Source organism: Comamonas testosteroni ATCC 11996 (genome assembly GCF_000241525.1).
GTDB lineage: Bacteria > Pseudomonadota > Gammaproteobacteria > Burkholderiales > Burkholderiaceae_C > Comamonas > Comamonas testosteroni.
This window is the reverse complement of the sequence record NZ_AHIL01000025.1, coordinates 90,596-112,384: the sequence shown is the minus strand read 5'-3', so window position 1 is coordinate 112,384 and position 21,789 is coordinate 90,596. Positions and strand designations below refer to the sequence as shown.

20 protein-coding genes are annotated in these 21,789 nt (G+C 62.3%); 2 read left to right on the top strand and 18 right to left on the bottom strand.

Annotated features, from left to right (window positions below):
* Positions 1-50: 50 nt before the first annotated feature.
* The 9 genes from CTATCC11996_RS09235 to arsC all read right to left on the bottom strand — a co-directional run bounded on the left by CTATCC11996_RS09235 (position 51) and on the right by arsC (position 9,901).
* Entirely contained in the window at positions 51-356 is a 306-nt protein-coding gene (locus CTATCC11996_RS09235; protein WP_003075413.1) for an MliC family protein, read from the bottom strand.
* A 190-nt stretch (positions 357-546) separates the two neighbouring features.
* Positions 547-2,016: a sensor domain-containing diguanylate cyclase gene (locus CTATCC11996_RS09230; RefSeq protein WP_172590562.1), complete on the bottom strand. Its 1,470-nt coding sequence runs from the start codon at positions 2,014-2,016 to the stop codon at positions 547-549.
* Between the two features lie 119 nt (positions 2,017-2,135).
* Complete coding sequence (locus CTATCC11996_RS09225; protein ID WP_034348535.1) at positions 2,136-3,158, bottom strand: sensor domain-containing diguanylate cyclase; 1,023 nt, start codon at positions 3,156-3,158, stop codon at positions 2,136-2,138.
* 156 nt (positions 3,159-3,314) lie between these two features.
* Complete coding sequence (locus CTATCC11996_RS09220; protein ID WP_003075407.1) at positions 3,315-4,682, bottom strand: ATP-binding protein; 1,368 nt, start codon at positions 4,680-4,682, stop codon at positions 3,315-3,317.
* Entirely contained in the window at positions 4,679-5,338 is a 660-nt protein-coding gene (locus tag CTATCC11996_RS09215; protein WP_034348534.1) for a response regulator, read from the bottom strand. Before CTATCC11996_RS09215 ends, CTATCC11996_RS09220 begins: the two co-directional genes overlap by 4 nt.
* Positions 5,339-5,484: 146 nt before the next feature.
* Positions 5,485-5,889, bottom strand: a complete 405-nt coding sequence (locus CTATCC11996_RS09210; RefSeq protein WP_003075403.1) for a hypothetical protein — start codon at positions 5,887-5,889, stop codon at positions 5,485-5,487.
* Between the two features lie 85 nt (positions 5,890-5,974).
* Entirely contained in the window at positions 5,975-7,534 is a 1,560-nt protein-coding gene (locus CTATCC11996_RS09205; RefSeq protein ID WP_003075401.1) for a phosphatase domain-containing protein, read from the bottom strand.
* Positions 7,535-7,818: 284 nt separating this feature from the next.
* Complete coding sequence (locus CTATCC11996_RS09200) at positions 7,819-9,360, bottom strand: Do family serine endopeptidase (protein ID WP_034348592.1); 1,542 nt, start codon at positions 9,358-9,360, stop codon at positions 7,819-7,821.
* A gap of 160 nt (positions 9,361-9,520) precedes the next feature.
* Positions 9,521-9,901 carry an arsenate reductase (glutaredoxin) gene (gene arsC, locus CTATCC11996_RS09195; protein ID WP_042437682.1) on the bottom strand — a complete coding sequence of 127 codons (381 nt, stop codon included), beginning with the start codon at positions 9,899-9,901 and terminating at the stop codon, positions 9,521-9,523.
* Between the two features lie 133 nt (positions 9,902-10,034).
* On the opposite strand from arsC, the gene CTATCC11996_RS09190 reads away from it, so the two are divergent.
* Positions 10,035-11,045, top strand: coding sequence for a Bug family tripartite tricarboxylate transporter substrate binding protein (locus CTATCC11996_RS09190; protein WP_003075396.1), 1,011 nt, complete (start codon positions 10,035-10,037; stop codon positions 11,043-11,045).
* Between the two features lie 18 nt (positions 11,046-11,063).
* On the opposite strand, the gene CTATCC11996_RS09185 is transcribed toward CTATCC11996_RS09190, so the two are convergent.
* From CTATCC11996_RS09185 to CTATCC11996_RS09145, 9 genes are all read right to left on the bottom strand, one after another.
* On the bottom strand, positions 11,064-12,422 hold the full coding sequence (locus CTATCC11996_RS09185; RefSeq protein WP_003075394.1) for a nucleobase:cation symporter-2 family protein: 1,359 nt from the start codon (positions 12,420-12,422) through the stop codon (positions 11,064-11,066).
* 309 nt (positions 12,423-12,731) lie between these two features.
* Positions 12,732-14,117 carry an 8-oxoguanine deaminase gene (locus CTATCC11996_RS09180; RefSeq protein ID WP_003075392.1) on the bottom strand — a complete coding sequence of 462 codons (1,386 nt, stop codon included), beginning with the start codon at positions 14,115-14,117 and terminating at the stop codon, positions 12,732-12,734.
* 103 nt (positions 14,118-14,220) lie between these two features.
* Positions 14,221-15,129, bottom strand: a complete 909-nt coding sequence (locus CTATCC11996_RS09175; RefSeq protein WP_034348533.1) for a LysR family transcriptional regulator — start codon at positions 15,127-15,129, stop codon at positions 14,221-14,223.
* A 50-nt stretch (positions 15,130-15,179) separates the two neighbouring features.
* Positions 15,180-15,941 (bottom strand): lysophospholipid acyltransferase family protein, encoded by a 762-nt coding sequence (locus CTATCC11996_RS09170; RefSeq protein WP_003075388.1) that lies wholly within the window; start codon positions 15,939-15,941, stop codon positions 15,180-15,182.
* A gap of 188 nt (positions 15,942-16,129) precedes the next feature.
* Positions 16,130-17,422, bottom strand: a complete 1,293-nt coding sequence (locus tag CTATCC11996_RS09165) for a dihydroorotase (protein WP_003075385.1) — start codon at positions 17,420-17,422, stop codon at positions 16,130-16,132.
* Between the two features lie 186 nt (positions 17,423-17,608).
* On the bottom strand, positions 17,609-18,571 hold the full coding sequence (locus tag CTATCC11996_RS09160) for an aspartate carbamoyltransferase catalytic subunit (RefSeq protein ID WP_003051536.1): 963 nt from the start codon (positions 18,569-18,571) through the stop codon (positions 17,609-17,611).
* A 2-nt stretch (positions 18,572-18,573) separates the two neighbouring features.
* Positions 18,574-19,092, bottom strand: coding sequence for a bifunctional pyr operon transcriptional regulator/uracil phosphoribosyltransferase PyrR (gene pyrR / locus CTATCC11996_RS09155; RefSeq protein ID WP_003075383.1), 519 nt, complete (start codon positions 19,090-19,092; stop codon positions 18,574-18,576).
* A complete protein-coding gene (gene ruvX, locus CTATCC11996_RS09150) occupies positions 19,089-19,601 on the bottom strand; it encodes a Holliday junction resolvase RuvX (RefSeq protein ID WP_003075381.1) in 513 nt (170 codons plus the stop codon). The genes pyrR and ruvX overlap by 4 nt, the downstream gene beginning before the upstream one ends.
* Entirely contained in the window at positions 19,598-20,197 is a 600-nt protein-coding gene (locus tag CTATCC11996_RS09145; RefSeq protein WP_003071169.1) for a YqgE/AlgH family protein, read from the bottom strand. Before CTATCC11996_RS09145 ends, ruvX begins: the two co-directional genes overlap by 4 nt.
* A gap of 22 nt (positions 20,198-20,219) precedes the next feature.
* Between CTATCC11996_RS09145 and CTATCC11996_RS09140 the strand changes: the two genes are divergently transcribed.
* A complete protein-coding gene (locus CTATCC11996_RS09140; RefSeq protein ID WP_003075380.1) occupies positions 20,220-21,710 on the top strand; it encodes a cryptochrome/photolyase family protein in 1,491 nt (496 codons plus the stop codon).
* Positions 21,711-21,789: the final 79 nt, after the last annotated feature.

The following is a 21,789-nucleotide window of genomic DNA, read 5'->3' as shown; positions in this document are numbered from 1 at the left end:
GAGCACATGCGCATGAATGCGGTTGAATTACGGCGATAGTCAGAGGACCCTTACCGGGCCTTGCATTGGATCGGCGCCATGCGGCCGACCTCGACCGTCAGATCCAGTCCTTTTCCTCGGATGGTATTGGGCCCGTTGCTATACACAAATCCGGAGCCGCTTGGCTGCTGTGGAAGCTCTATGCCTTGACCACCGCGTATCAGGACTGCTTTGCTGTTGGCAGGCGAGAAACGCACCGAAATGGATTCTCCGTTTGCGCAGGTGAATGCAACTTCACGGTCTGCATCTTGAGACGGCGCAGAACTGCAGGCACTGACGGCGATTGCGGCAAGCATGGCAAGGCCGATGACTTTCATAGACTTCTCCCGTGATATTTCAAGGCAAGACTCAAGCAGCCATGAAGAACTCTGGTGTCTTGTAGCACTTCCAAAACTTGGCTGATCGCCTTTGGCCTTTGTCTCGACAGATAGGAATGTCCCAACCCGCTACAAGCTCCTGCAGTCAGACTGTGACGCGAAGTGGAACTGGATTGACGCATACCTGCGCTCAGGTTGAGCTCACACGCCTGTCGCGCTCCTTGTCCCGGTAAAGACGTGCTTTTTCAGCATACATGGCCTTGTCCGCCCCTTGAACGATGCTCTCTATCGGCGTGCCTTCCTGGCCACAGGCATGACCCATGGAGACCTGGATGCTGTGACCCGGATAGAACTGATTGTTCAGCTCCAGCAAGGACAAGATGCGCTCCTGCAATGCCACGGCACCGCGTTCATCGGTTCCCGGCAAAAGCACGACAAACTCATCGCCACCGATGCGGGCAGCGCAGGCCGGCGCATCCACCGCCTTGGAGAGAACTTCTCCCATACGCCTCAGCATGGCATCGCCTGCAGTATGACCATGCTCGTCGTTGACGACCTTGAGTCCATTCATATCTATGGCAAGCATGGACAAGGGCCAGGGCCCTTTGCGCGACAGCCTGTTGAGCTCTTCCGTATAGAAAGCGCGGTTGCGCAACTGGGTCAACACATCATGCTTGCCCAGATATTCGAGATAAGCCTCAGCCTTCTTGCGAGCGGTGATATCTACGAGTGACAGCAGCACCAAGCCCCATTTTTCCGCATGGCTGCTCATGATGGCGAACTCCATATGAATATGGAGCACATCGCCAGAAAGTCCGTAGTTCACCACTTCCCGCTGCTGCACCAGCTTACCTTCCCAAAGGTCTATCAGCTGCTCGGCAAACGAATCGTACATTTCGCCCCTGAAAACCTTGGACAGATTCTGCAGCAGTTGCTGCTTGCTCTCGGCACCGAACATTTGCAGCGTCTGGCGATTGACATCGAGCACCTGGATTTCCTGCATGCAGCGGGTCACGAATTCCGGATGCACTTTCAGAAAAGTCCGGAAATCGGTGATTCCGCGCGCTCGAACATCGTCCATCAGGCGCTTGACCACGCTGAAGTCCTCGACCCACAGCGACACCGGCGAGTACTCGAACAGGTCTCTGGAATATTGCTCGCTGCTCTGAAGCTTCACCGTGCTCTGCACTTCGGCCGTCACATCCTCCAGAGAGACCAGCACCCGGCTCCAGCTTTGCTCGTAGCCCGGCAGTACACGCGCCCTCACCTGCACATCAAGCCGCCGTCCATCCAGGGCATAGTTGACCGAACGGGTCTCGAAACTGAGCACTCCTTCCCAGAGGGCGAGCAGCTCGTTCATGATGCTGTCGAGCATGTCGCCGCGAAAGACCTCGCTCAGCCGGCTCTTCAGGGTTTCCTCATCAGCGGCCTTGAACAGGTCAAGCGTGTATTGATTGACCCGCAGCACCTTGTAGGACTGACTGCACAGCTTGAGCCGCTCCGGATCTTCTTTGAGAAAACTGAGCAGATCGCTCACGCCCTGCGCCCGCCATTGATCGAATATCTGTTTCAGGCCGCTGTAGTCCTCCATCCAGAGCGATACCGGGGCCAGGTTGAACATATCCTCGAAGTCCAGACCTTCTGCGAGCGAATTTTTCACAAACAATACCTCCGCCAACGATTATTACCGAGACATCAAGCCTGCACGCTGCCCTCCTTTGCAAGGTCGATCGACTGTCGTGCAGCAATGAAAAAGACCCCCTGGGGAGTCTCTTAAAGTCAGATCACCTCAGGCAGTCTCTGCCTTGCAGCTTTCACTTTGTACATCGCAGCATCGGCTTTCTGCAAAGCATCGTCCACGTCGGTGTCATCGGGCGTCAAACAGACCATGCCTACGCTGGCTCCTGCGTACTCGATCTCACGTCCGTCGGCCAATTGCAAGATGGCGACAGAGGCTTTGCTCAGTCGCAACTGCATCTCCCTGATCACGGCCTCAGCGTCTTCATCCAGCAGAGGCCCTGCACCGACCATGACGAATTCATCGCCACCGAAACGAGCCAGCATGTCACTGCTGCGCAGTCCTGCTCGCAATTGTTCGGCCATGGCACGCAGCAACGCATCCCCAGCCTCATGACCAAACTGGTCATTGATCTGCTTGAAGCGGTCAAGATCCACAAAGCCCACCAGCACCCATTCACGGGTGCGGCGGCAATGAGCAATGAGCCGGTTGAGCTCCTCAGTCACGCAGCGACGATTGGGCAATCCAGTCAGGGCATCGAGCATGGCCAGCGAGGCCAGCTCCTCATTGGCATGCTGCAACGATCTCACCAGTTGCTCGCGCTCGGCAAAGCCGGCAATGATCTTGGCAAACAGTCGCAGCAAATCCTCGGCCTCTGCGGCCAGCGCGACGGAATGGTCGCTGGCTGCACACAAAGTGCCAAACAACGCACCATTGGAAAAACGCACGGGCGTGCTCACATAAGTCTGGATACCCAACTGGCGCGCTGCATCCGAGTCGCCCCAGCATTCGCCAACATTGTCGGTAAAGGTACGTCCTTCGTCGAGCGAGCGCTTGCACAAGGTATCGTTCCAGGGAACCTCCAGCCCTTCGGGAATTCTCATGCCTCCCGTATTGAGGGAGTACAGCACATTCTGAATACCGCGTGTCTCATCAACGGTGGTGAGGTAGGCCGACTCCAGATCAGTCACTTCCACCATGATTTCCAGAAGAGGTCGCGTGAAGCTGGGCAGATTCTGAGATGCAGAGACGGTCTGGGAAAGGCGTTGAATAATTGATGGCATGGTGCAATTTGGGGGTACGGCCGCACGACGAGTGGGGCAGCTCAAGCAAAGCCTAAAGCCTAGGCATCATCACTTTCATTCGACTGAGACTATCTTTCAATCATGCAATGAAAGCCAGATCCCAACGCTCATATTTTCAAGCAATCGATTGTCAGACTAGGACTGAGGCCACAGGACCCTGACACGCAAACCGCCCAGTTGCGGCGACTCGTCAAGCAAAAGCTCAGCACCACTGCTTTGCGCAATGCTTTGCGCAATGGCCAGTCCCAGGCCACTACCGCCGGCCATGCAGCCAGCCCCTTGACCTCGCACAAAGCGCTGCAGGACGCGCTGACGCTCTGCCGGTGCAATGCCAGGACCCGAGTCTTCCACTACCAGTGCACGTCCGTGCTCGTCCTGCAACCAGCCCACATCAACACGGCTCCCGGCGGGCACGTATTTAATCGCGTTGTCCAGCAGGTTGCGCAGCAGCACCGCCAGTGCACCGGCGTCTGCGGCCACACTGAATGCGGACTGCTGCTGCGGGTCTTCGCTCAGGCCCATGTCCAGCCCCTTGGCCTGGGCAGCCGGTGCGGCATCAGCCAGGGCCTGCTCGACCAGCACACGCAAGTCCGCCAGCGGCGCGTCTTCAGTCTGCGGCCTGGCTTCCTGCCTGGCCAATGCCAGCAACTGCTCCACCAGTCGTCTGGCGCGCTCTATTCCTTGCGCCAGACTGGTCTGCGCTGACTCGCGCTCAGCGCTGTCCGTCGCTTTGCGCAGCAGCTGCAATTGCAGCTGCAACGCGGCCAGCGGCGAGCGCAGCTCATGCGCAGCATCTGCAACGAAATTCTGCTGGGCCTCAAAAGCCTGCCGTACGCGCTGCAGCAGGTTGTTGAGCTCCTCCACCAGCGGGCGCATCTCATCCGGCAGATCATGCTCCGCCACGGGTGCCAGATCCTGGGGCTGACGCAGGGCCAACTCCCTGCGCACCCGATGCACGGGAGTCAGTGAACGGCGAATCACCCACCACACGGCCAGCGCCAGCAGCGGCAACAGCAACACCACAGGCAACAAGCTGCGCCAGGCGGCTTCACGCGCGAGCATCTGACGCACGCGCATGTCCTGTGCAATCTGAATCACCTGAGAGCGTGTCTGCAGTGAGAACACACGGTAGGTCGTGCCACGCGCAGGCACATCGGCAAAGCCCAGCACAGCCATCTGAGGCAAGGCATCGCCCAGAGCCGACTCGAAGATTCTCAGTCCCTCATTGGTCCAGACCTGGACGATGAACTCGTTGTTTTCATCTTCGGGCGGCGTTCCCTGCGGCCGGCCTTTGGCGTCGACCGGCAGACCTGCCCGCAGTGCAAACGCCGTCTGCTGCATCTGGTAGTCGAACAGGGTATCGGTCTGCTCCAGAGCATTGCGATAGGCAAAAGCCCCCTGCAGAACTGCCACCAGCAAAATCGCCATGCCGATGAACAGCAGCAGGCGTCCGCCCAGCGAACCAGGCAGCTTCAGCCGCTTCAATGCCTGGTTTTTGCTCATGGTCTTGGCACCATATATCCAAGACCACGCACATTGAGCACCGCTGCAGCGCCGAGCTTTTTGCGCAGCCCGTGGATATAGACCTCCACCGCATTGCTGCTGACCTCGTCGCCCCAGCCGTAGAGCTTGTCTTCGATTTGCTGACGTGACAGCGTAGCTCCCGGCCTTGTCAGCAATGCCTGCAGCACCGCCCATTCACGGCCTGACAGGGTGACTGGCTGACCATTCACGCTGGCCTCACGGGTATTGGGGTTGAGCATGATGCCTTCATGCTCATACACCGCATCCAGATGCCCTGCCGCACGCCGCGTTAGCGCGCGAATGCGGGCCAGCAGCTCATCCATGTCATAGGGTTTGATGACGTAGTCATCGGCCCCGGCGTCAAGCCCCGCAATGCGGTCACGCACGGCATCCCTGGCGGTCGCCACCAGCACCGGAGTGGCATCCTTGCGCGCACGCAACTGGCGCAGCACCTGCAAGCCATCAAGCTTGGGCAAGCCCAAGTCGAGCAGCACCAGATCGTACTGGTGGCCATGCAAGGCTGTATCGGCCTGGGCGCCATCCTGAACCCAGTCCACCACATAGCCTTCACCGCGCAGCAGCGCCAGCACGGCCTGGCCGATCATGGTGTCATCTTCAACGAGCAACAAACGCATGGCGCAAGGATAGCGCCGCTACAGCGGAAATGCCCAGCACCAGAAACAAAGGGCGCATCGCACGCTGCCTGCATGCCCGCACGGCGGCAAGCGAGCCAGCCCCACCCCAAGCGGGCAAGCCGCCACCTCACATGAAGGGCTGCCGGTTACACCGCAGCTTCGATGCCCGGCATCGCCATACGTGCCTTGGTCAATGCCATGCCCAGGTTGGCGGTACGGCGGCAGACAAAGACTGCCACATAGTCGGGCACTGCCTTGCTACGCAGAAAGACATGAATCAGGTTGTCACTGTTGATGATGATTTCCTGAAAATAGTGGTGACCATCATCGCTGATGCCGCGCGAACGCTTGAACAGGGTCTCGATCATGGAGACATTGGGGCCGTTGAACAGGTCGGCCGTAGCCGCAGCCACCAGATCAATCACGTCACGCGGATGGGAATCCACGGTACGGATCGACAGCAGCATGCCCGAAGCAGCATCCACATAACCTGCAGCCAAACATTCAGGCACCGAAGCCACGGCCTGCGTCAACACAGCATCCAAACTCATTTCGCTCTCACTTTCCTATTGCTTATCTTTTGCGTCATGGCCGTATGCAGTCCGCAGCGGCCATGCTTTGGTGGTCTTGAAAACATCACGCCATCTTTTGCAGCAATGCGTTTTCGAATTCATAAAGAAGCGCTTCCTGCGCCTCGGATTGCACATACTGAGCGTCAATCAATCGCACACGGCGCAGCGCTTCTTCGGCAGTCAGGCCCTCTCGCACCAGCCAGGCGGCAAGCACGGTTCCTGTGCGGCCCAATCCGGCAAGGCAGTGCACGGCAAGCACCTCCCCACGGCGCAGGGCGGCAGACATGCGTGCCAGCAGCATCTGCATCTGTGCCACTGTCGGTGGCTCGTGGTCATAGACCGGCAGGTGAAAGTTCTTGAGCCCATTGCGGGCCAAGGCATCCTGCGGGAAGTCCTTTTCCGTCAGCGTGATCAGCATGGTGACGCCGCAACGATTCAGGGCTTTGAGATCGGCGTCCATGCCGTGCACCACGCCCGGCCAGGGCGTACCAGCCAGCCTCCCTGGCACCAGCCAGGAAAATCCGTTCGGGCCGCGGCTGGCTGGCACGGCATTTTCAGCAGCCAGCAATGGCTGCATTTCCATCAGCACAGCCGCATTCACGGTGCGAGGCTGGTAGCGGGCTGCAGAGGACAGGCCAGATGACGCGACCGCTGCCGGTTGCGACAGTGCAGGTTCAGGTGCAGAGACCGACGTTGACGCAGGCAGAACGGGTTCCAATTTGGAGGAAGTAACGACCTCACTTACGGCTGCCGAAGATGCAGGCAAGTCGGAAAATTCGGCGATGGCCGCCAAGGCGGCGGCAGGCAAGGGAGGTGGCGGCAACACATCGTCGGCCAGCTCATTCAAAGGGGTACCCGGCATAGGTACAGCGCAGCTGCCGGTACGCAGGAATTGCTGACCGGCGGCACTGAGCGGCCGCTGAGTGAACGCCGCCATTGCTGCGGCTTCCTGAATTTGACCACCTGCGAGCAACAGCATCTGCTGGGCAGCAGCCTGGGCATGCTGCTGATGGTGCGTGACGAGCAGCACACTACTGTGCTGCCCTATCTGCTTGATCAAGTCCAGCAGCAAAAACGCCTCATAGCCATCCAGATCAGCCGTGGGCTCATCCACCATCAACACCGCAGGCCGGGCCCAGGCCTCGCGCAGAATGGCTACAGCGCGTTGCTGCACCGCACTCAACAGCATGGTGGACTTGTCCAGTACCTGGGCCAGCTCGGCAAAACCATAGTGCTGCAGCTGTTCAGTCACCCACGTGCGCCACTGCAGTGGCGCACGTGACTCGCTCTGGCGCGCCTTCTCGATCAGTGCATCCAGGGTGTTGGCACGCATGAGCCGGGCATGCTGCTGTACCAGGCGCGGCAAGGCCTGCACGCCATCGGCGCTCAAAGGCATACGCAATGGATGAGCGCAATAGACCACCTGCCCCCAGCTGCGAAAACGCGGATTGACCGCATTCAGTCCGGCCAGCGTGCGCAGCAGCGTGGATTTTCCTGTGCCCGCAGGGCCCAGCAATGCGGTTACGCCTGATTGCGGCAGCGTGAAGTCCACTTCGGCCAGAACCACGCGTGGACCATATGAAGCGCCCAGGCCTTGCACCTGCAGACTGTGTTGCTGATCCAAAAAATCTTCCCCTCGCAGCGCCTGCTCCGAGGGCCGTCACGATGTATTTGCGGTCACGCCAAATCGCCACCAAATGGCGTCAAAAAGACGAATGAGTGCTTTGGCCCGGCAGTCTATGGCATTACTTCTCCTGAAACTCGTCACTTCTTGAAATATGACAACATTATGTTGATATTCATAGAATATTCATTCATTCAGATATTTTTTGTTTTAAATCAATGAAAGCAGATAAAGAAAAACCGCAACCCGGAAGGTTGCGGTTTTCTGCGTAGTCAGGGCGTCAGTCAGCCCAGGCGCACCGGCACAAAGATTTTGTTGCCTTCGCGCCAGATCAGCACGGCCACGGTCTTGTCCGCCTTGGCGACTGCGGCCCGCACCTCGTCGATATTTCCGGCAGGTGCGCCATTGATGGACAGCAGCACATCTCCCTGGCTGATGCCTGCCGCTGCAGCCGGACCGCTGGCCTGAGCCACCAGCAGACCGGAGTCCACACCAATCTGCTTTTTCTCCTCAGGCTGCAGGGGGCGCAGCGCCAGACCCAGCTTGCCCTTGTCTCCATCGGGAGAGGACTTGGCCACCTTCACAGCCTTGTCGCTGGCATCGCCAAGGGTCGCACTCAGGGTTTTGGACTCACCTTTGCGCCAGATTTCCAGCGACACTTTCTGCCCCGGCAAGGCCTGGCCGATAAAGGCAGGCAGATCGCCCGAACCAACAACGGGTTTGCCATCCACCTTGCGCACCACATCGCCTGGTTCCAGTCCGGCCTTGGCGGCAGGGCCATTCCTTTCGACACTGGCCACCAATGCACCTTCGGGCTTATCCAGCTTGAAGGAATCGGCAAAGGCCTGATTGACCTCCTGCACACTCACGCCCAGCTTGGCATGCTGGGCCTTACCCGTTGCCTGAATTTGCTGTTGCACACGGGTTGCCAGTTCGATGGGAATCGCAAACGACACCCCTTGATACCCGCCAGAGCGGGTGTAGATCTGGCTGTTGATGCCCACGACCTCGCCCTGAGCGTTGAATAGCGGGCCTCCGGAGTTTCCGGGGTTGATCGCCACATCCGTCTGCAGGAAAGGCACGAAGGAGTCATCGGGCAGAGAACGACCCTTGGCGCTTACCACGCCAGCCGTCACGCTGTTCTCAAAACCGAAGGGCGAGCCGATCGCCAGTACCCAGTCGCCCACGCGCAACTGGCTGGTCTGGCCCAGCTTGACCGTGGGCAGGCCGCTGGCGTCAATCTTGAGTACCGCCACATCGGTCTTGGGGTCGGCTCCCAGCACTTTGGCCCTGAACTCGCGGCGGTCGTTGAGCTTGACCGTCACCTCCTTGGCTCCGCGCACCACATGGGCGTTGGTCAGAATCACGCCGTCGCTGGACACGATAAAGCCCGAGCCCTGTCCACGCATGGGTGTATCGGGCTGTTGCGCACGCGGCCCCATGCCCTGGCCACCGGGCATGCCTGGAATGCCGAACTGGCGGAAGAATTCAAAGAAGGGATCGTCAGGGCTGATGCCAGGGCCCTGTTGCTGACGTTCGCTGGTCTGGTCGCCTTCATCGTCGCTCATGGCACGAGAGGAGCCCACCACGCTGATATTGACCACGGCCGCGCCGTTGCGTGCCGTGATATCCGCAAAATTGGGAGCATTCACCGCAGGCAGGTTAAACGCTGTGGGCTGTGCAGCCACTGCAGATTGCGTCACCTGCGCCTGGGCAGCGCTGCGGGTTCCCACCAGGCCGGCGCCGGTGGCGCCCAGTGCGCCAATCGCACCAGCAGCCACCAGAGCCATCACCAGTCGGCGAGGCGTAGACAGAATTGTGTTCATGGTCATCCTTTCAAAGAAAAGCACCGGATCGGTGTCGTTGAAGGGAAGTTTGAACATGCACACTTAGGCCAGACTTAGGCTCGTGCAGCTCTGGGCCAAAGGCCTGATCCGGCAGCCGCCGGCTCGCACACGGTCCGGCGTGCTCAGGCTCTTTACAGCCTCAGATCAGCTCCAGCACCAGCTCCGGCGGGCGACAAAGCTTGGCCCCCTTGGGGGTGACCACAATGGGTCGATTGAGCAGCACCGGATGCGCAGCCACGGCCTGAATCAGCTGGACATCGCTGACGGCTGCGTTATCCAGACCCAGCTCCTTGAACTGGGCCTCCTTGGTACGCAGCAAGTCACGCACGGGGACACCCAGATGCGCCACCAGCTCAGCCAGCTCCGGCGCCGTCAGCGGCGTGGCGATGTAATCGACGATATTGGGCTCGATGCCATGCTCGCGCAGCAGCGCCAGCGCGCCGCGCGAATTGCTGCAGCGGCTGTTGTGAAAAATGGTGATGTCGGGGCGATTCACGGGGGTGTCTGTACTTGTAGTCATGACTGCAGTGTAGCGAGCCTGTGCCTGTCAAAGGCTTGGCAGGCAGCCACTGCATAGCAGCTATGCCGGCTGCGCCAGAGCCAGGCAGAGCGCCATCTCATAGACTGTCTGCAAAACATCATGAGGAGACAATATGCCCGCTTTCACCGCACGTGAACCCTCCTCTCTGAACCGTCGCCAATGGAGCCAATGGGCTGCGGCTGCCGCCTTGGGCAGTCTGACCGGCACTGCTCTGGCGCAGGACTCGAGGTACCCCAGCAAGGCCATACGCATGGTCATTCCGTTCACGCCCGGCGGCTCTGCAGACATTCTGGGTCGCGCCATAGGTCATGAGCTGACGACCGCCTGGGGCCAGAGCGTGGTGCCGGAAAACGTCGCCGGCGCAGGTGGCAGCATTGGCGCGGACCGCGTGGCAAAGGCCAGTGCCGATGGCTACACCCTGCTCATGGGCCATGTCGGCACGCTGGCCGTTACACCCACGCTCTACCCCAAGCTGCCTTACGACCCTATCAAGAGCTTTACGCCGCTGGCCTGGGTGGCGCGTGTGCCCAACGTGCTGGTCGTGCATCCATCGCTGCCGGTCAATGATCTGGCATCGTTCATCAGCTACGCCAGGGCCAACCCGGGCGCAGTGAATTTCAGCTCGGGGGGCAACGGCAGTGCCGCGCATATGACCATGGCCTATCTGAGCCTGCAAGCCGGGCTGAAGATGCAGCATGTGCCCTACAAGGGCACGGCACCGGCCGTCAATGATCTGGTGGCCGGCCAGGTTCAGGCCTTGTTCACCGGCATCCCTGCGGTGCTGGCCCAAATTCGCTCCGGCCAGATCAAGGCGATCGCCGTTTCATCACCTCAGCGCATCCCTGCACTACCCAATGTGCCTACCGTGGCCGAAGCAGGCTTGCCCGGATTTGAGGCCGACCAATGGTATGGCGTGGTCGGCCCTGCCAATATGCCCGCCGACGTGGTCGCCAAGATCAATCAGCAGATCAATGCATCGCTCCGAAGCCCTTCTATTCTTGAGCGTTTGCAAAGCGAAGGTGCCCAGCCCATGCCCAGCACGCCCAAGGTCTTTGCCGACCTCATAGTCAAGGACCTCGCGCGCTGGCGCAAGGTCATCGTCGACAGCAAGATGACGCTGTGAACGGGCAGCATTGAGGCTTCAGGCAGCAGCGGAAGCGGCGGCCACGGCAGCCGTCGCCGGCTCCAGCTCCAGCTCTTCCTCATGCGCATCGAACTCGCGCCCCGGCAGCAGCAGATTCAGTCCCACGGCCACCAGCGCACCCACAGTGATGCCCGAACCAAAGACCTCGCGCACAAAGGCAGGCATCTTGGACAGAAGATCGGGGCGCACCGTCACGGCCAGCCCGCAGCCCAGCGAGACCGCAATGATCAGACCGCTGCGACGTGTCTGCTCGGCGCTGCTGAGCATGCGGATGCCCGCCAGGATGATCATGGCAAACATCATCAGACCTGCACCTCCGAGCACGGGCTGGGGAATCGTCACCACCAGCGCACCCAGCACCGGGAACAGTCCGGCCAGCAGCAGCATCACGCCGGTCAGCATCACCACATGGCGGCTGGCCACGCCGGTGAGCGACACCACACCCACGTTCTGCGCGAAGGTGGAAACCGGCGGGCTCGACATCACGGCGGCAAAGGCCGAGCCCACGCCGTCGCACAGCATGCCGCTGGCCAGGCGCTTGCCGCGGATCGGCGTCTGCGTTGCCGCTCCCAGGGCCATGAATGTTCCGGTGGTCTCGACAATGGTCACGAGAAAGGCGATGGACATGGCAACGATGCCCGATACCGGAAAGCTCATACCGAAATGCAGCGGCTGAGGAATCGCGAAGATCGGCGCCTCGCGCACCTGGGTGAAGTCGATCAGACCCAGGGCCAGGCACAGCAGATAGCCGCAGGCAATGCCCAGCACCACGGCCGATGCCGAAATCACGCCCTTGCCCCATTGCACAAAGCCGATCACCAGCGCCAGCACAAAGCCGGCAATCGCCAGATTGCCCACCGCGCCGTAGCTGCCGCTGCCCACGCCGCCTGCGGCCCAATCCACGGCAACGGGCGTGAGCGACAGCCCGATCATGGTCACGACCACGCTGGTCACGGTATGCGGAAAGAAGCGACGGATCACCGGCATGAAAAAGCTGCCGATGATCATCACCAGCGAGCCCACCAATGAGGAGCCCAGGATGCCGGGAACGCCATGCTCCAGTCCCACGCTGATGCCCGCACCGACAAAGGCAAAGCTTGTGCCCATCACGCAAGGCAGGCGTATGCCGACAGGCCCCACGCCTCGGCACTGGATGATGGTGACCACGCCCGAGCCCAGCAAAGCCGCATTGACCAGGGCCACGATCTGGTCGGCCGGCAGCTTGAGCGCACCGCCGAAAACCAGCGGCACGGCAATGATGCCACCCAGCGCGGCGAGCAGATGCTGCAGCGAAAGCAGCGTAGTGGTGATGAGGCTGGGCGGACGGTCTTCCACCCCGTAAAGCAGTTTTTCCATGGTTGTGTCTCCTTTTCCCTATGCGATGGCCTCTTCAGAGGCACTTGTAGATATGTCGTCGAGGGGTGCCCGTGAGGGCTTCACTGCGTGCTTGGCTGTGTCGTGGCATATCTCCTTGGTCGAATCGGCGGTTGCAGCGGTAGGCTGAATCCAGCCATTCGGGACTGCATGTTGAGAACTGATGCCCTCACCTCAGGGTCAGCGAGCAAAGGCCGCCCCCGCAGCGAGGCTGTCGCCCCCCCTCTGGCGCAACGCACCAGAGAGGGGGAAGCGGCGGGGCCGCCTAGGCAAAGCCGCTCAGGGGGTGCATTACTGTCCCGCGGCCCGCTCGAACAGGCTGCGCGCAAGACGGCGGTGCTGGCCCAGCACGACAGGCAGGTCGGCCGTGAGCAGACGTCCATCCTCGACCACCACGCGGCCGTTGATGACGCTGCTGGATACATTGGCCGGTGTGCAGAACACCAGCGCCGCCACGGGGTCATGGCCGGCGCCCGCATAGCCGACAGCCTCCATGTCGAAGGCCACGAAGTCGGCCGACATGCCGGGGGCCAGCGCGCCGATGTCGTCGCGATTGAGCACGCGTGCACCGCCCAGCGTGGCAATTTCCAGCGCCTCGCGGGCACTCATGGCCGCCGGGCCGTAGCCCACGCGCTGCAGCAGCATGGCCTGGCGGGCCTCGCCCAGCATGTGGGCTCCGTCGTTCGATGCGCTGCCGTCCACACCCAGGGCCACGGGCACGCCCGCATCGCGCATTCCGCGAATGGGCGCGATGCCCGAGGCCAGGCGCATGTTGGAGCATGGGCAGTGCGCCACACCGGTGCCGGTGCGCGCAAACAGCGCAATGCCTTCAGGATCGAGCTTGACGCAATGCGCATGCCAGACGTCGCGCCCCACCCAGCCCAGGTCCTCGGCGTATTGCGCCGGGGTCAGGCCGAATTTTTCGCGCGAGAAGGCCACGTCGTTGTCGTTCTCGGCCAAGTGGGTGTGCAGCGAGACGCCATGCGCACGCGCCAGCACCGCCGATTCGCGCATCAGATCGCGCGTGACCGAGAACGGCGAACAAGGGGCCAATACCACGCGCAGCATGGAGTGGCGCGAGCCGTCGTGGTATTGCTGGATCAAGCGCAGACTGTCGCGCAAAATGGCCTCTTCCTCCTCCACCACCACATCGGGCGGCAGACCGCCTTTGCTGCGGCCCAGGCTCATGGAGCCGCGTGCGGCGTGAAAGCGCATGCCCATCTGCTGCGCGGCTGCGATGGAATCATCAAGGCGCGATCCATTGGGGAACAGGTACAGATGGTCGCTGGTGGTGGTGCAGCCCGACAGCATGAGCTCGGCCATGGCGGTCTGGGTCGAGACATGGATCATCTCGGGCGTCAGATGCGACCACAGCATGTAGAGGTTCTGCAGCCACGAAAACAGCTCGGCATCCTGGGCGGCCGGCACGGCGCGCGTCAGGCTCTGGTACATGTGGTGGTGGGTGTTGACCAGACCCGGCGTCACGACCTTGCCGCGCATGTCCAGCACGCGCGCCTGGCCCTCGTCGGCCATGCGGCGGTATTGCGCCGGCAGCTCGGCCGTTGCACCCACCCACAGCAGGGCCGGTCCGTCCGCCACCAGCGCACCGCCTTTGATCTCGCGGCGCTGCGCATCCATGGTGACCAGTACGTCGGCATTCAGGGCTATCAGGGTCATGGGTTTCTTCCTCTCTAAACAAGAAGCACCAGTCTAGAGAGGCACCCAAGCGCGCGATAGCGCCGAATTCCGCCAACCATGTCCACAAAATGTGGACAGAAAATCAGCGTTTTCTGGCGTAGAGCCGTGCCAGCGCCGATTCGATGCTTGCTGCCATGAGCGAAGCGGCAGCGCTCAGCTCCGCCCCCTTGCGCACGAACAGCATCAGGGTCTGGCGCTGCAGATGCGCATCGCGCAGGGGCACAAAACTGAGCGAGCCGCGATCGAGCTCCTCCAGCACATCCAGCGCGTTGAGCAGGGCAATGCCCTCGCCCAGCATGACCAGACGCTGCATCAAGGCCATGGAGGTGGACTCGGCCACCGGCGTCACCTCGATGGCACTGCGCGCGAAGGCTTCATCGAGCAGGCTGCGTATGGTCAGCGCCGGTGCCGGCAGGATCAGCGGATGGCCCACGCATTCGCTGAGCAGCAGCGACGAGTGATGCGCCAGCGGGTGCTTGACCGGCAGGATGGCTCCGATCTGCCATTCGCTGGCCGCCAGCATGCGCAAGCCGGGTCTGGGCGCCAGATCGTAGGCGAGACCCAGATCCACCTCCCCAGCTTCCACGGCGGACACAATGGCCTGCGTCGGCAAGTCGATGACACGCACGACCATCCCCGGATGACTGCTGCGAAAGTCATGCACCAGCGAGGGCAGCAAGGAGCCCGCCAGGCCAGAAGTCGCTGCCACTGTGATCTCGCCGCGTCTCATGCCCTTGAAGTCGGCAATGCGCTCACGCAGCGCTGCATGTTCGCGCAAGGTGCTGCGCACATGGGTCAGCACCATCTCGCCCAGAGGCGTCAGGCGCAGGCGGTTGTGGATGCGGTCGAACAGCGGCGCTCCCAGCTCGGCCTCCAGATCGAGAATCTGCCGGTTCACGGCCGTAGGAGCCACATGCAGGTACTCGGCCGCCTTGCGGATGGAGCCGCGGCGGACCACTTCATCGAGATAGCGCAAAACTCTGGCGTGCATGCGCGCAGCCTACAGGGTTTGACGGAGCCAGCAAAGCGCCGGCAGAGCGCCTAGCTCTGGCGCAGCCTGTCCACTTCGGTGTGCAAGTCCTTGGCCCAGGCGCGGCGGTCGCGCCCTTGTGCGCTCTGCGCCTCGCCATAGTGCACCACGGCAATCAGCTGCTCCGAGCAAAGCACACGCCAGATGGAGCCCAGCAAGGTCTCGTCCCCCACATAGGTGGCGGCATAGCTGGTGCTGCCTGTCTTGCCATCGACAAAGCGCAGCCCCACGGGCTGCACCGGTGCATCGCATTGCACGGCGGCTTCGAGCAGATTGGAGTGAAACGAGAGCAGGCTGCGTCCATCGCCTGTCGTCCCCTCGGGGAAGACGGCGAGGATTTCGCCGCGCTTGAAGGCCTCTTCCATGGCTCCCACCATGCGCACGGCATCGCGGCGCGAGCTGCGCTGGATGTAGAGCGTGCCTGCAGCCGTCGCCAGCGTGCCGATGATGGGCCAGCCCTTGACGTCGGACTTGGAGATGAATCGGCAATGGCGCGCCGCATGCAGCAGCGGAATATCGAGCCAGGAGATATGGTTGCTGACCATGAGCACCGGACCTTTGGCCGGTGGCTGCCCTTTGACCTGCAGTTGCACCCCGGCCCGCAGCAGCAGCGTTGCGGCCCAGGCCTGCACATGCTCGTGCTGCTGCAGGTAGTGCAGCTGCGGAAAGCGAAACGCCACGATCCAGGCGCCCTTGGCCACATGGGCCAGCAGACGCAGCCCGCGCCATACCGCACGCGAGCCGGTTTTGATTTTGTGCAAGCCGTTTGCCATGATTCCCAAAGAGTTTAGCGACTCGCCTCGCACAAGTTGCACCAACTTGAAACCGGCAAGCGCCTAAGACTGGCGCAATGCAAAGTCAGAGGCACCGAGGAAGCGCCGCCGCGCACCGAAGGTGTCGTCCCCCTCCCGATGCAACGCATCCAGAGAGGGGGGAAGCGGCAAAGCCACTCAGGGGGAGCCTATCGTTGATAAGCCACCGCACCATCCACAATGGTCAGGCTCACGCGCGCAGGCAGTTCATAGCCGTTGAATGGCGTGCTCTTGCCCTGACTTTGCAGCGTCTTGGGATCAACCGTCCACTCAGCTTCGGGGTCGACGATGCACAGATCAGCCACGCCGCCCACGCTGAGCTGCCCCAGCAGTGACTGCTGCTCGCCCAGGGCGCTGCCCAGCACGGCAACGGGCGCCGAAGTCACGACAGCCAGTGCGCGGTTCAGCGGCACCTTGTAGTCGCGGCTCCACTTCACGGCAATCGACAGCAGCAGCTCCACACCGGTCGCACCGGGTTCGGCTTCGGCAAAAGGCAGCACCTTGGCGTCTTCGTCCACCGGGCAGTGATCGGAAACCAGCGCATCGATGGTGCCGTCAGCCAGCGCAGCAGACAGCGCATCGCGGTCGCGCTGCTGACGCAGCACGGGCACCACACGGGCACTGCTGTCGAAGTAGCCGATGTCGTTCTCGGTCAACAGCAGAGAGTTGATGGACACGTCGGCGGTCACGTTCAGACCTTCGGCCTTGGCTCGGCGCACCAGCTCCACGCCGGCGGCGCTGGAGATGCGGCACAGGTGAACCCGGGTCTGCGAGCCACGGATCAGCTCGAAGATGGTGTGCAGCGCAATCGTCTCTGCCGCCACGGACACCCCGGCCAGACCCATGCGGGTGGCCAGCGCGCCGCTGGCAGCCACGCCCCTGCCCAGATCCTTGTCCTGCGGGCGCAGCCACACGGCGTAGCCAAAGGTGTTGGCGTAGCTCAGAGCACGGCTGAGCGTGGTGATGCTGGATAGCGGCACATCCGCCTGGCCGAAGGCCACGCAGCCGGACTCGGTCAGCTCGGCCATCTCGGTCAGGGTTTCGCCCTTGAGGCCTATGGTCAGCGCGCCCATGGGGAACAGACGCGACTTGTGCTGCTTCTCGGCACGGAACTTGAGCATTTCCACCAGGCCCTGCTCGTCGAGCACAGGCTCGGTATCGGGCGGGCAGACCAGACTGGTCACGCCACCGGCCACGGCAGCCGCCATCTCGGACTGCAGCATGCCTTCATGCTCGTGACCGGGCTCGCGCAGACGCACGGCCAAGTCCACCAGACCAGGCAGCACCCACTGGCCGGAGGCGTCGATTTCACGCTCGGCCACAAAACCATCGGGCACCGTGCCGATGGCGGCGATCACGCTGCCATCGATGGCGATATCGGCCTGCTGGTCGAAACCTCGTGCCGGGTCCATCACCCGGCCATTGCGAATCAGAATCTTCATGGTTTGGCACCAAATTGGCTTCCAGCCCTTGCCACAAAAGCGCTAGAAGCTACAAAAATATTACTTATCTGAAAACCGGCGCGCTCCAAGCCAGGGACGCCGAGCAAGAGCCGCCTCGCAGCGAAGGCGTCGTCCCCCTCCCGCATTGCGAGAGAGGGGGAAGCCGCGCAGCGGCTCAGGGGGTGTTTAAGCCTCATTCCCCGCGACGATCGACATGACAGCCATGCGTACGGCGATACCGAAGGTCACCTGCGACAGGATCACGGCCTGCGGGCCGTCCACCACGGCGGAGTCGATCTCAACGCCGCGGTTGATGGGGCCGGGGTGCATGACGATGGCATCAGGCTTGGCCAGCTCCAGGCGCTTTTCAGTCAGGCCGAAGCTCTTGAAGTATTCCTGGCTCGAAGGCAGCAGCGCACCGCTCATGCGCTCGTTCTGCAGGCGCAGCATGATGATGACGTCGCAGTCCTTGATGCCCTCCTCCAGATTGTGGAAGACGCGCACGCCCATGCTGGCCATGTCCGAGGGCACCAGGGTGCGCGGGCCGACCACGCGCACCTCGGCAGCGCCGAGGGTGGTCAGGGCGTGGATGTCCGAGCGCGCCACGCGCGAGTGCAGCACGTCGCCCACGATGGCCACACGCAGATTGGAGAAATCCTGCTTGTAGTGGCGGATGGTGTACATGTCCAGCAGGCCCTGGGTGGGGTGGGCATGGCGGCCGTCGCCGGCATTGACCACATGCACATGGGGCGCCACATGCTTGGCGATCAGATAGGGAGCACCCGACTCGCTGTGGCGCACGACAAAGATGTCGGCCGCCATGGCCGAGAGGTTGTCGATCGTGTCCAGCAGGGTCTCGCCCTTGCTGGCCGAGCTGCGCGCGATGTCCAGGTTGAACACGTCGGCCGACAGGCGCTTGGCCGCAATCTCGAAGGTGGTGCGGGTACGCGTGCTGTTCTCGAAGAACAGATTGAACACGCTCTTGCCACGCAGCAGCGGCACCTTCTTAACTTCACGGTCGTTGACGCTGACGAAGTTGCTGGCCGTGTCGAGAATCTGGGTCAGGATGTCCTTGGACAGGCCTTCGGTGGAGAGCAGGTGGATCAGCTCGCCGTTCTTGTTGAGTTGGGGGTTGCGCTTGTACAGCACGATCAGGCCTCTTGAATGCGGAAGTGGAAAACACCGCCCTCGTCGCGCGCCAGCGCCAGGGAGCGGTCGGCCGGCAGCGCCACGCGCGCTGCGGCAAAGTCGGCCTGGATGGGCAGCTCGCGCCCTCCCCGGTCCACAAGAACGGCCAGTCGCACGCTGGCGGGACGGCCGTAGTCATAGAGTTCGTTGAGCACGGCGCGCACGGTGCGGCCGGTGTAGAGCACATCGTCGAGCACCAGCACATCGGCGCCGTTCACATCGAAGGCGATCTGGGTCTGGGCGCTGGAGGCCATGCCGCGCTGGGCAAAATCGTCGCGGTGCAGCGAGGAAGACAGCACGCTGGGCTTGCCCTTGAGATTCAGATCCTTGTGCAGACGCTCGACCAGCCAGGCACCGCCCGATGTGATGCCCGCCAGACGGGTGTTCGGCCCCATGATGCGCTGCACGCCGCGCAGCAGCTCGCTATACAAGGCTTCGGCGTCCAGGATCAGGCTGCCCTGACCGGCAATGGTTTCACTCATGGGAGACTCCTCAAAAACTGTTCAAGAATGATGCAGGCCGAAGCCGCGTCGGCGTCGCGTGCGCCACCCGCCAGGGCTTCGGTCGTGCTGTAGCGTTCGTCCACCTCGTACACCGGCAGCTTGAAGCGGCTTCTGAGCTGGCGGCCGAATTTCAGGGCCCGGGCCGTGTTCTCGTGCGCCGCACCATCGGGGTGGTAGGGCACGCCTATCACCAGGGCATTGGGCTGCCACTCAAGGATCAGCTTCTCCACCGCGGCCAGGCGTGCATCCGCCCCTTCGGCCTTGATGGTGGGCAGCGGGTTGGCGCCGCCGAGCACGCGGTTACCCGAGGCGCAACCCGTGCGCTTGATGCCGAAGTCAAAGCCCAGGAACTGCTGGAAATGGGCCGGCACCTCGGGCTTTTGCGGTGCGGGCGCCGCTGCAGGCCTGGCAGCCGCATTTTCGGCCGAGGAAAAAGTCGAGGAAAAGGCCGCATCGGCGGCCTTGTTGGAAGAGGAAATATCGTTCATGCGCGACCCGACTCAGGAGACAGCATCCAGCGCTGCAGGCCCAGCAGGCCCAGAGCACGGTCATAGCGCTCGTCCACCGGGGTGCTGAAGATCACCTCGGGGTCGGCTTCCACGGTCAGCCAGGCGTTTTCGCCGATTTCGGATTCGAGCTGGCCCTCATCCCAGGAGGAATATCCCAGCGTGACCAGCACGCGCCTGGGACCGGCGCCATCCGACAGGGCTTCGAGCACATCCTTGGACGTGGTCATCTCCAGCCCGCCAGGAATGGTCATGGTCGAGGCATAGGCCGATTCGTTCTCGGGGGCGCCTTCGATGACCATGGGCTCATGCAGCACAAAGCCGCGATCGGTCTGCACCGGGCCACCGGTAAAGACCTGCTGGTCGCGCAAATCATCGCGTTTGAGACCCAAATCCACTTTTTGCAGCAGGCCTTGCAGGCTGAGCTTGGAGGGCTTGTTGATAATCAGACCGAGCGCGCCACGCTCGCTATGCTCGCACAGGTAGACAACGCTGCGCGAAAACGACTCATCTTCCAGGCCGGGCATGGCAATCAGGAAGTGGTGCGTCAAGTTGATAGGCGCAGATTCTGCAGACATGCAGCGATTTTACTGGCGATCCATGACTCCTTCTTACCCTGTGGGCTTGATCTGGCTGCGGCGCGACCTGCGTCTGGCTGATAACGCAGCCCTTTATCACGCATTGCAGCAATGTGAAAAGCTGTATTGCGTCTTTGTCTTCGACGACAGCATTCTTGCCGCCCTGCCCCGCGCCGACCGCCGCGTGGAGTTCATCTGCCAGAGTCTGACCGAGCTGGATGCCGCCCTGCGCGAGGCCGCAGGACGCGCGCACACAGGGCTGATCACCCGGCGCGGCCTGCCCCAGGACATCATCCCGGCCCTGGCCCGGCAGCTGGGCGCGGGTGCCGTCTTCTGCAACGACGACGACGAGCCGGCGGCTCTTGCCCGCGACGCCCAGGTGGCGCGCAGCCTCAAGAGCCAGGGGCAGTTGCTGCTGCGCTTCAAGGACCACCGCATCTTTGCGCGTGACGAGGTGCTGACCCAGAACCTGTCGCCGTTCTCGGTCTTCACGCCCTACAAGAACGCCTGGCTGCGAAAGATCACACCGTTCTATCTCTCGGCCTACCCCAGCGAGCGCAATCTGGCGAGCAAGCTGGCCGATCTGCCGGACACCGAGCGCCGCCCGATCCCCTCGGCTGCGGATCTGGGCTTTGCCCCGGACACGCTGGCCGGCCTGCGCCTGCCCACCGGCGTCAGCGGCGCGCGCCAGTTGCTGGCCGACTTTCTTCCACGCCTGCCGCAGTACAAGACGGCGCGCGACTTCCCGGCCCTCAAGGGACCCAGCTATCTCAGCGTGCATCTGCGCTTTGGCACCGTCTCGATACGCGAGCTGGCCCGCCTCGCCCACGAGGCGGCCCACAATGAGGACTGGTCCGCCGCAGCACGTGAAGGGGCGGCCACCTGGCTCAGCGAGCTGATCTGGCGAGACTTCTACTTCCAGATCCTGGCCCACCAGCCCTATGTCGTAGAACGCAGCTTCAAGCCAGCCTATGACGCTATCGAATGGGAGACGGGAGCTGAGGCCGACGCCCTCTTCGCCGCCTGGTGCGAGGGCCGCACCGGCTACCCGCTGGTCGATGCCGCCATGCGCCAGCTCAATACCAGCGGCTATATGCACAACCGGCTACGCATGGTCACGGCCAGCTTTCTGGTCAAGGACCTGGGTCTGGACTGGCGCCGGGGCGAGGCCTATTTCGCCGAGAAGCTCAATGACTTCGATCTGGCGGCCAACAACGGCGGCTGGCAATGGGCGGCCTCCACGGGCTGCGATGCCCAGCCCTGGTTTCGCATCTTCAACCCGGTGACCCAGAGCGAGAAGTTCGATCCCGACGGCAAGTTCATCGCGCGCTACGTGCCCGAGCTGACGCCCTTGCCGGCCAAACTGCGGCATGCTCCCTGGCTGGCCAAGCCGCTGGAGATGGCCGAAGCAGGCATCGCACTGGGGCTCGACTATCCCTTGCCCGTCGTGGATCATGCGGCGGCGCGGGAGCAAACCCTGGCGCGCTACGGAATCCTCAAGAAGGAGTCCTGATCTGCCTCCCGCCTTCAGGCCCTGTGACGATCCTGGCCAACGGCACAGTACATGCTGCTTTGCACGCGACTGTCAGCTT

Excerpts from the sequence above, each read along its gene's own strand:
- CTATCC11996_RS09235 (WP_003075413.1), bottom strand. The coding sequence starts at position 356 with ATGAAAGTCATCGGCCTTGCCATGCTTGCCGCAATCGCCGTCAGTGCC.
- CTATCC11996_RS09225 (WP_034348535.1), bottom strand. The coding sequence starts at position 3,158 with ATGCCATCAATTATTCAACGCCTTTCCCAGACCGTCTCTGCATCTCAG.
- CTATCC11996_RS09220 (WP_003075407.1), bottom strand. The coding sequence starts at position 4,682 with ATGAGCAAAAACCAGGCATTGAAGCGGCTGAAGCTGCCTGGTTCGCTG.
- CTATCC11996_RS09215 (WP_034348534.1), bottom strand. The coding sequence starts at position 5,338 with ATGCGTTTGTTGCTCGTTGAAGATGACACCATGATCGGCCAGGCCGTG.
- CTATCC11996_RS09210 (WP_003075403.1), bottom strand. The coding sequence starts at position 5,889 with ATGAGTTTGGATGCTGTGTTGACGCAGGCCGTGGCTTCGGTGCCTGAA.
- CTATCC11996_RS09200 (WP_034348592.1), bottom strand. The coding sequence starts at position 9,360 with ATGAACACAATTCTGTCTACGCCTCGCCGACTGGTGATGGCTCTGGTG.
- arsC (WP_042437682.1), bottom strand. The coding sequence starts at position 9,901 with ATGACTACAAGTACAGACACCCCCGTGAATCGCCCCGACATCACCATT.
- CTATCC11996_RS09190 (WP_003075396.1), top strand. The coding sequence starts at position 10,035 with ATGCCCGCTTTCACCGCACGTGAACCCTCCTCTCTGAACCGTCGCCAA.
- CTATCC11996_RS09185 (WP_003075394.1), bottom strand. The coding sequence starts at position 12,422 with ATGGAAAAACTGCTTTACGGGGTGGAAGACCGTCCGCCCAGCCTCATC.
- CTATCC11996_RS09180 (WP_003075392.1), bottom strand. The coding sequence starts at position 14,117 with ATGACCCTGATAGCCCTGAATGCCGACGTACTGGTCACCATGGATGCG.
- CTATCC11996_RS09175 (WP_034348533.1), bottom strand. The coding sequence starts at position 15,129 with ATGCACGCCAGAGTTTTGCGCTATCTCGATGAAGTGGTCCGCCGCGGC.
- CTATCC11996_RS09170 (WP_003075388.1), bottom strand. The coding sequence starts at position 15,941 with ATGGCAAACGGCTTGCACAAAATCAAAACCGGCTCGCGTGCGGTATGG.
- CTATCC11996_RS09165 (WP_003075385.1), bottom strand. The coding sequence starts at position 17,422 with ATGAAGATTCTGATTCGCAATGGCCGGGTGATGGACCCGGCACGAGGT.
- pyrR (WP_003075383.1), bottom strand. The coding sequence starts at position 19,092 with ATGAGTGAAACCATTGCCGGTCAGGGCAGCCTGATCCTGGACGCCGAA.
- ruvX (WP_003075381.1), bottom strand. The coding sequence starts at position 19,601 with ATGAACGATATTTCCTCTTCCAACAAGGCCGCCGATGCGGCCTTTTCC.
- CTATCC11996_RS09145 (WP_003071169.1), bottom strand. The coding sequence starts at position 20,197 with ATGTCTGCAGAATCTGCGCCTATCAACTTGACGCACCACTTCCTGATT.
- CTATCC11996_RS09140 (WP_003075380.1), top strand. The coding sequence starts at position 20,220 with ATGACTCCTTCTTACCCTGTGGGCTTGATCTGGCTGCGGCGCGACCTG.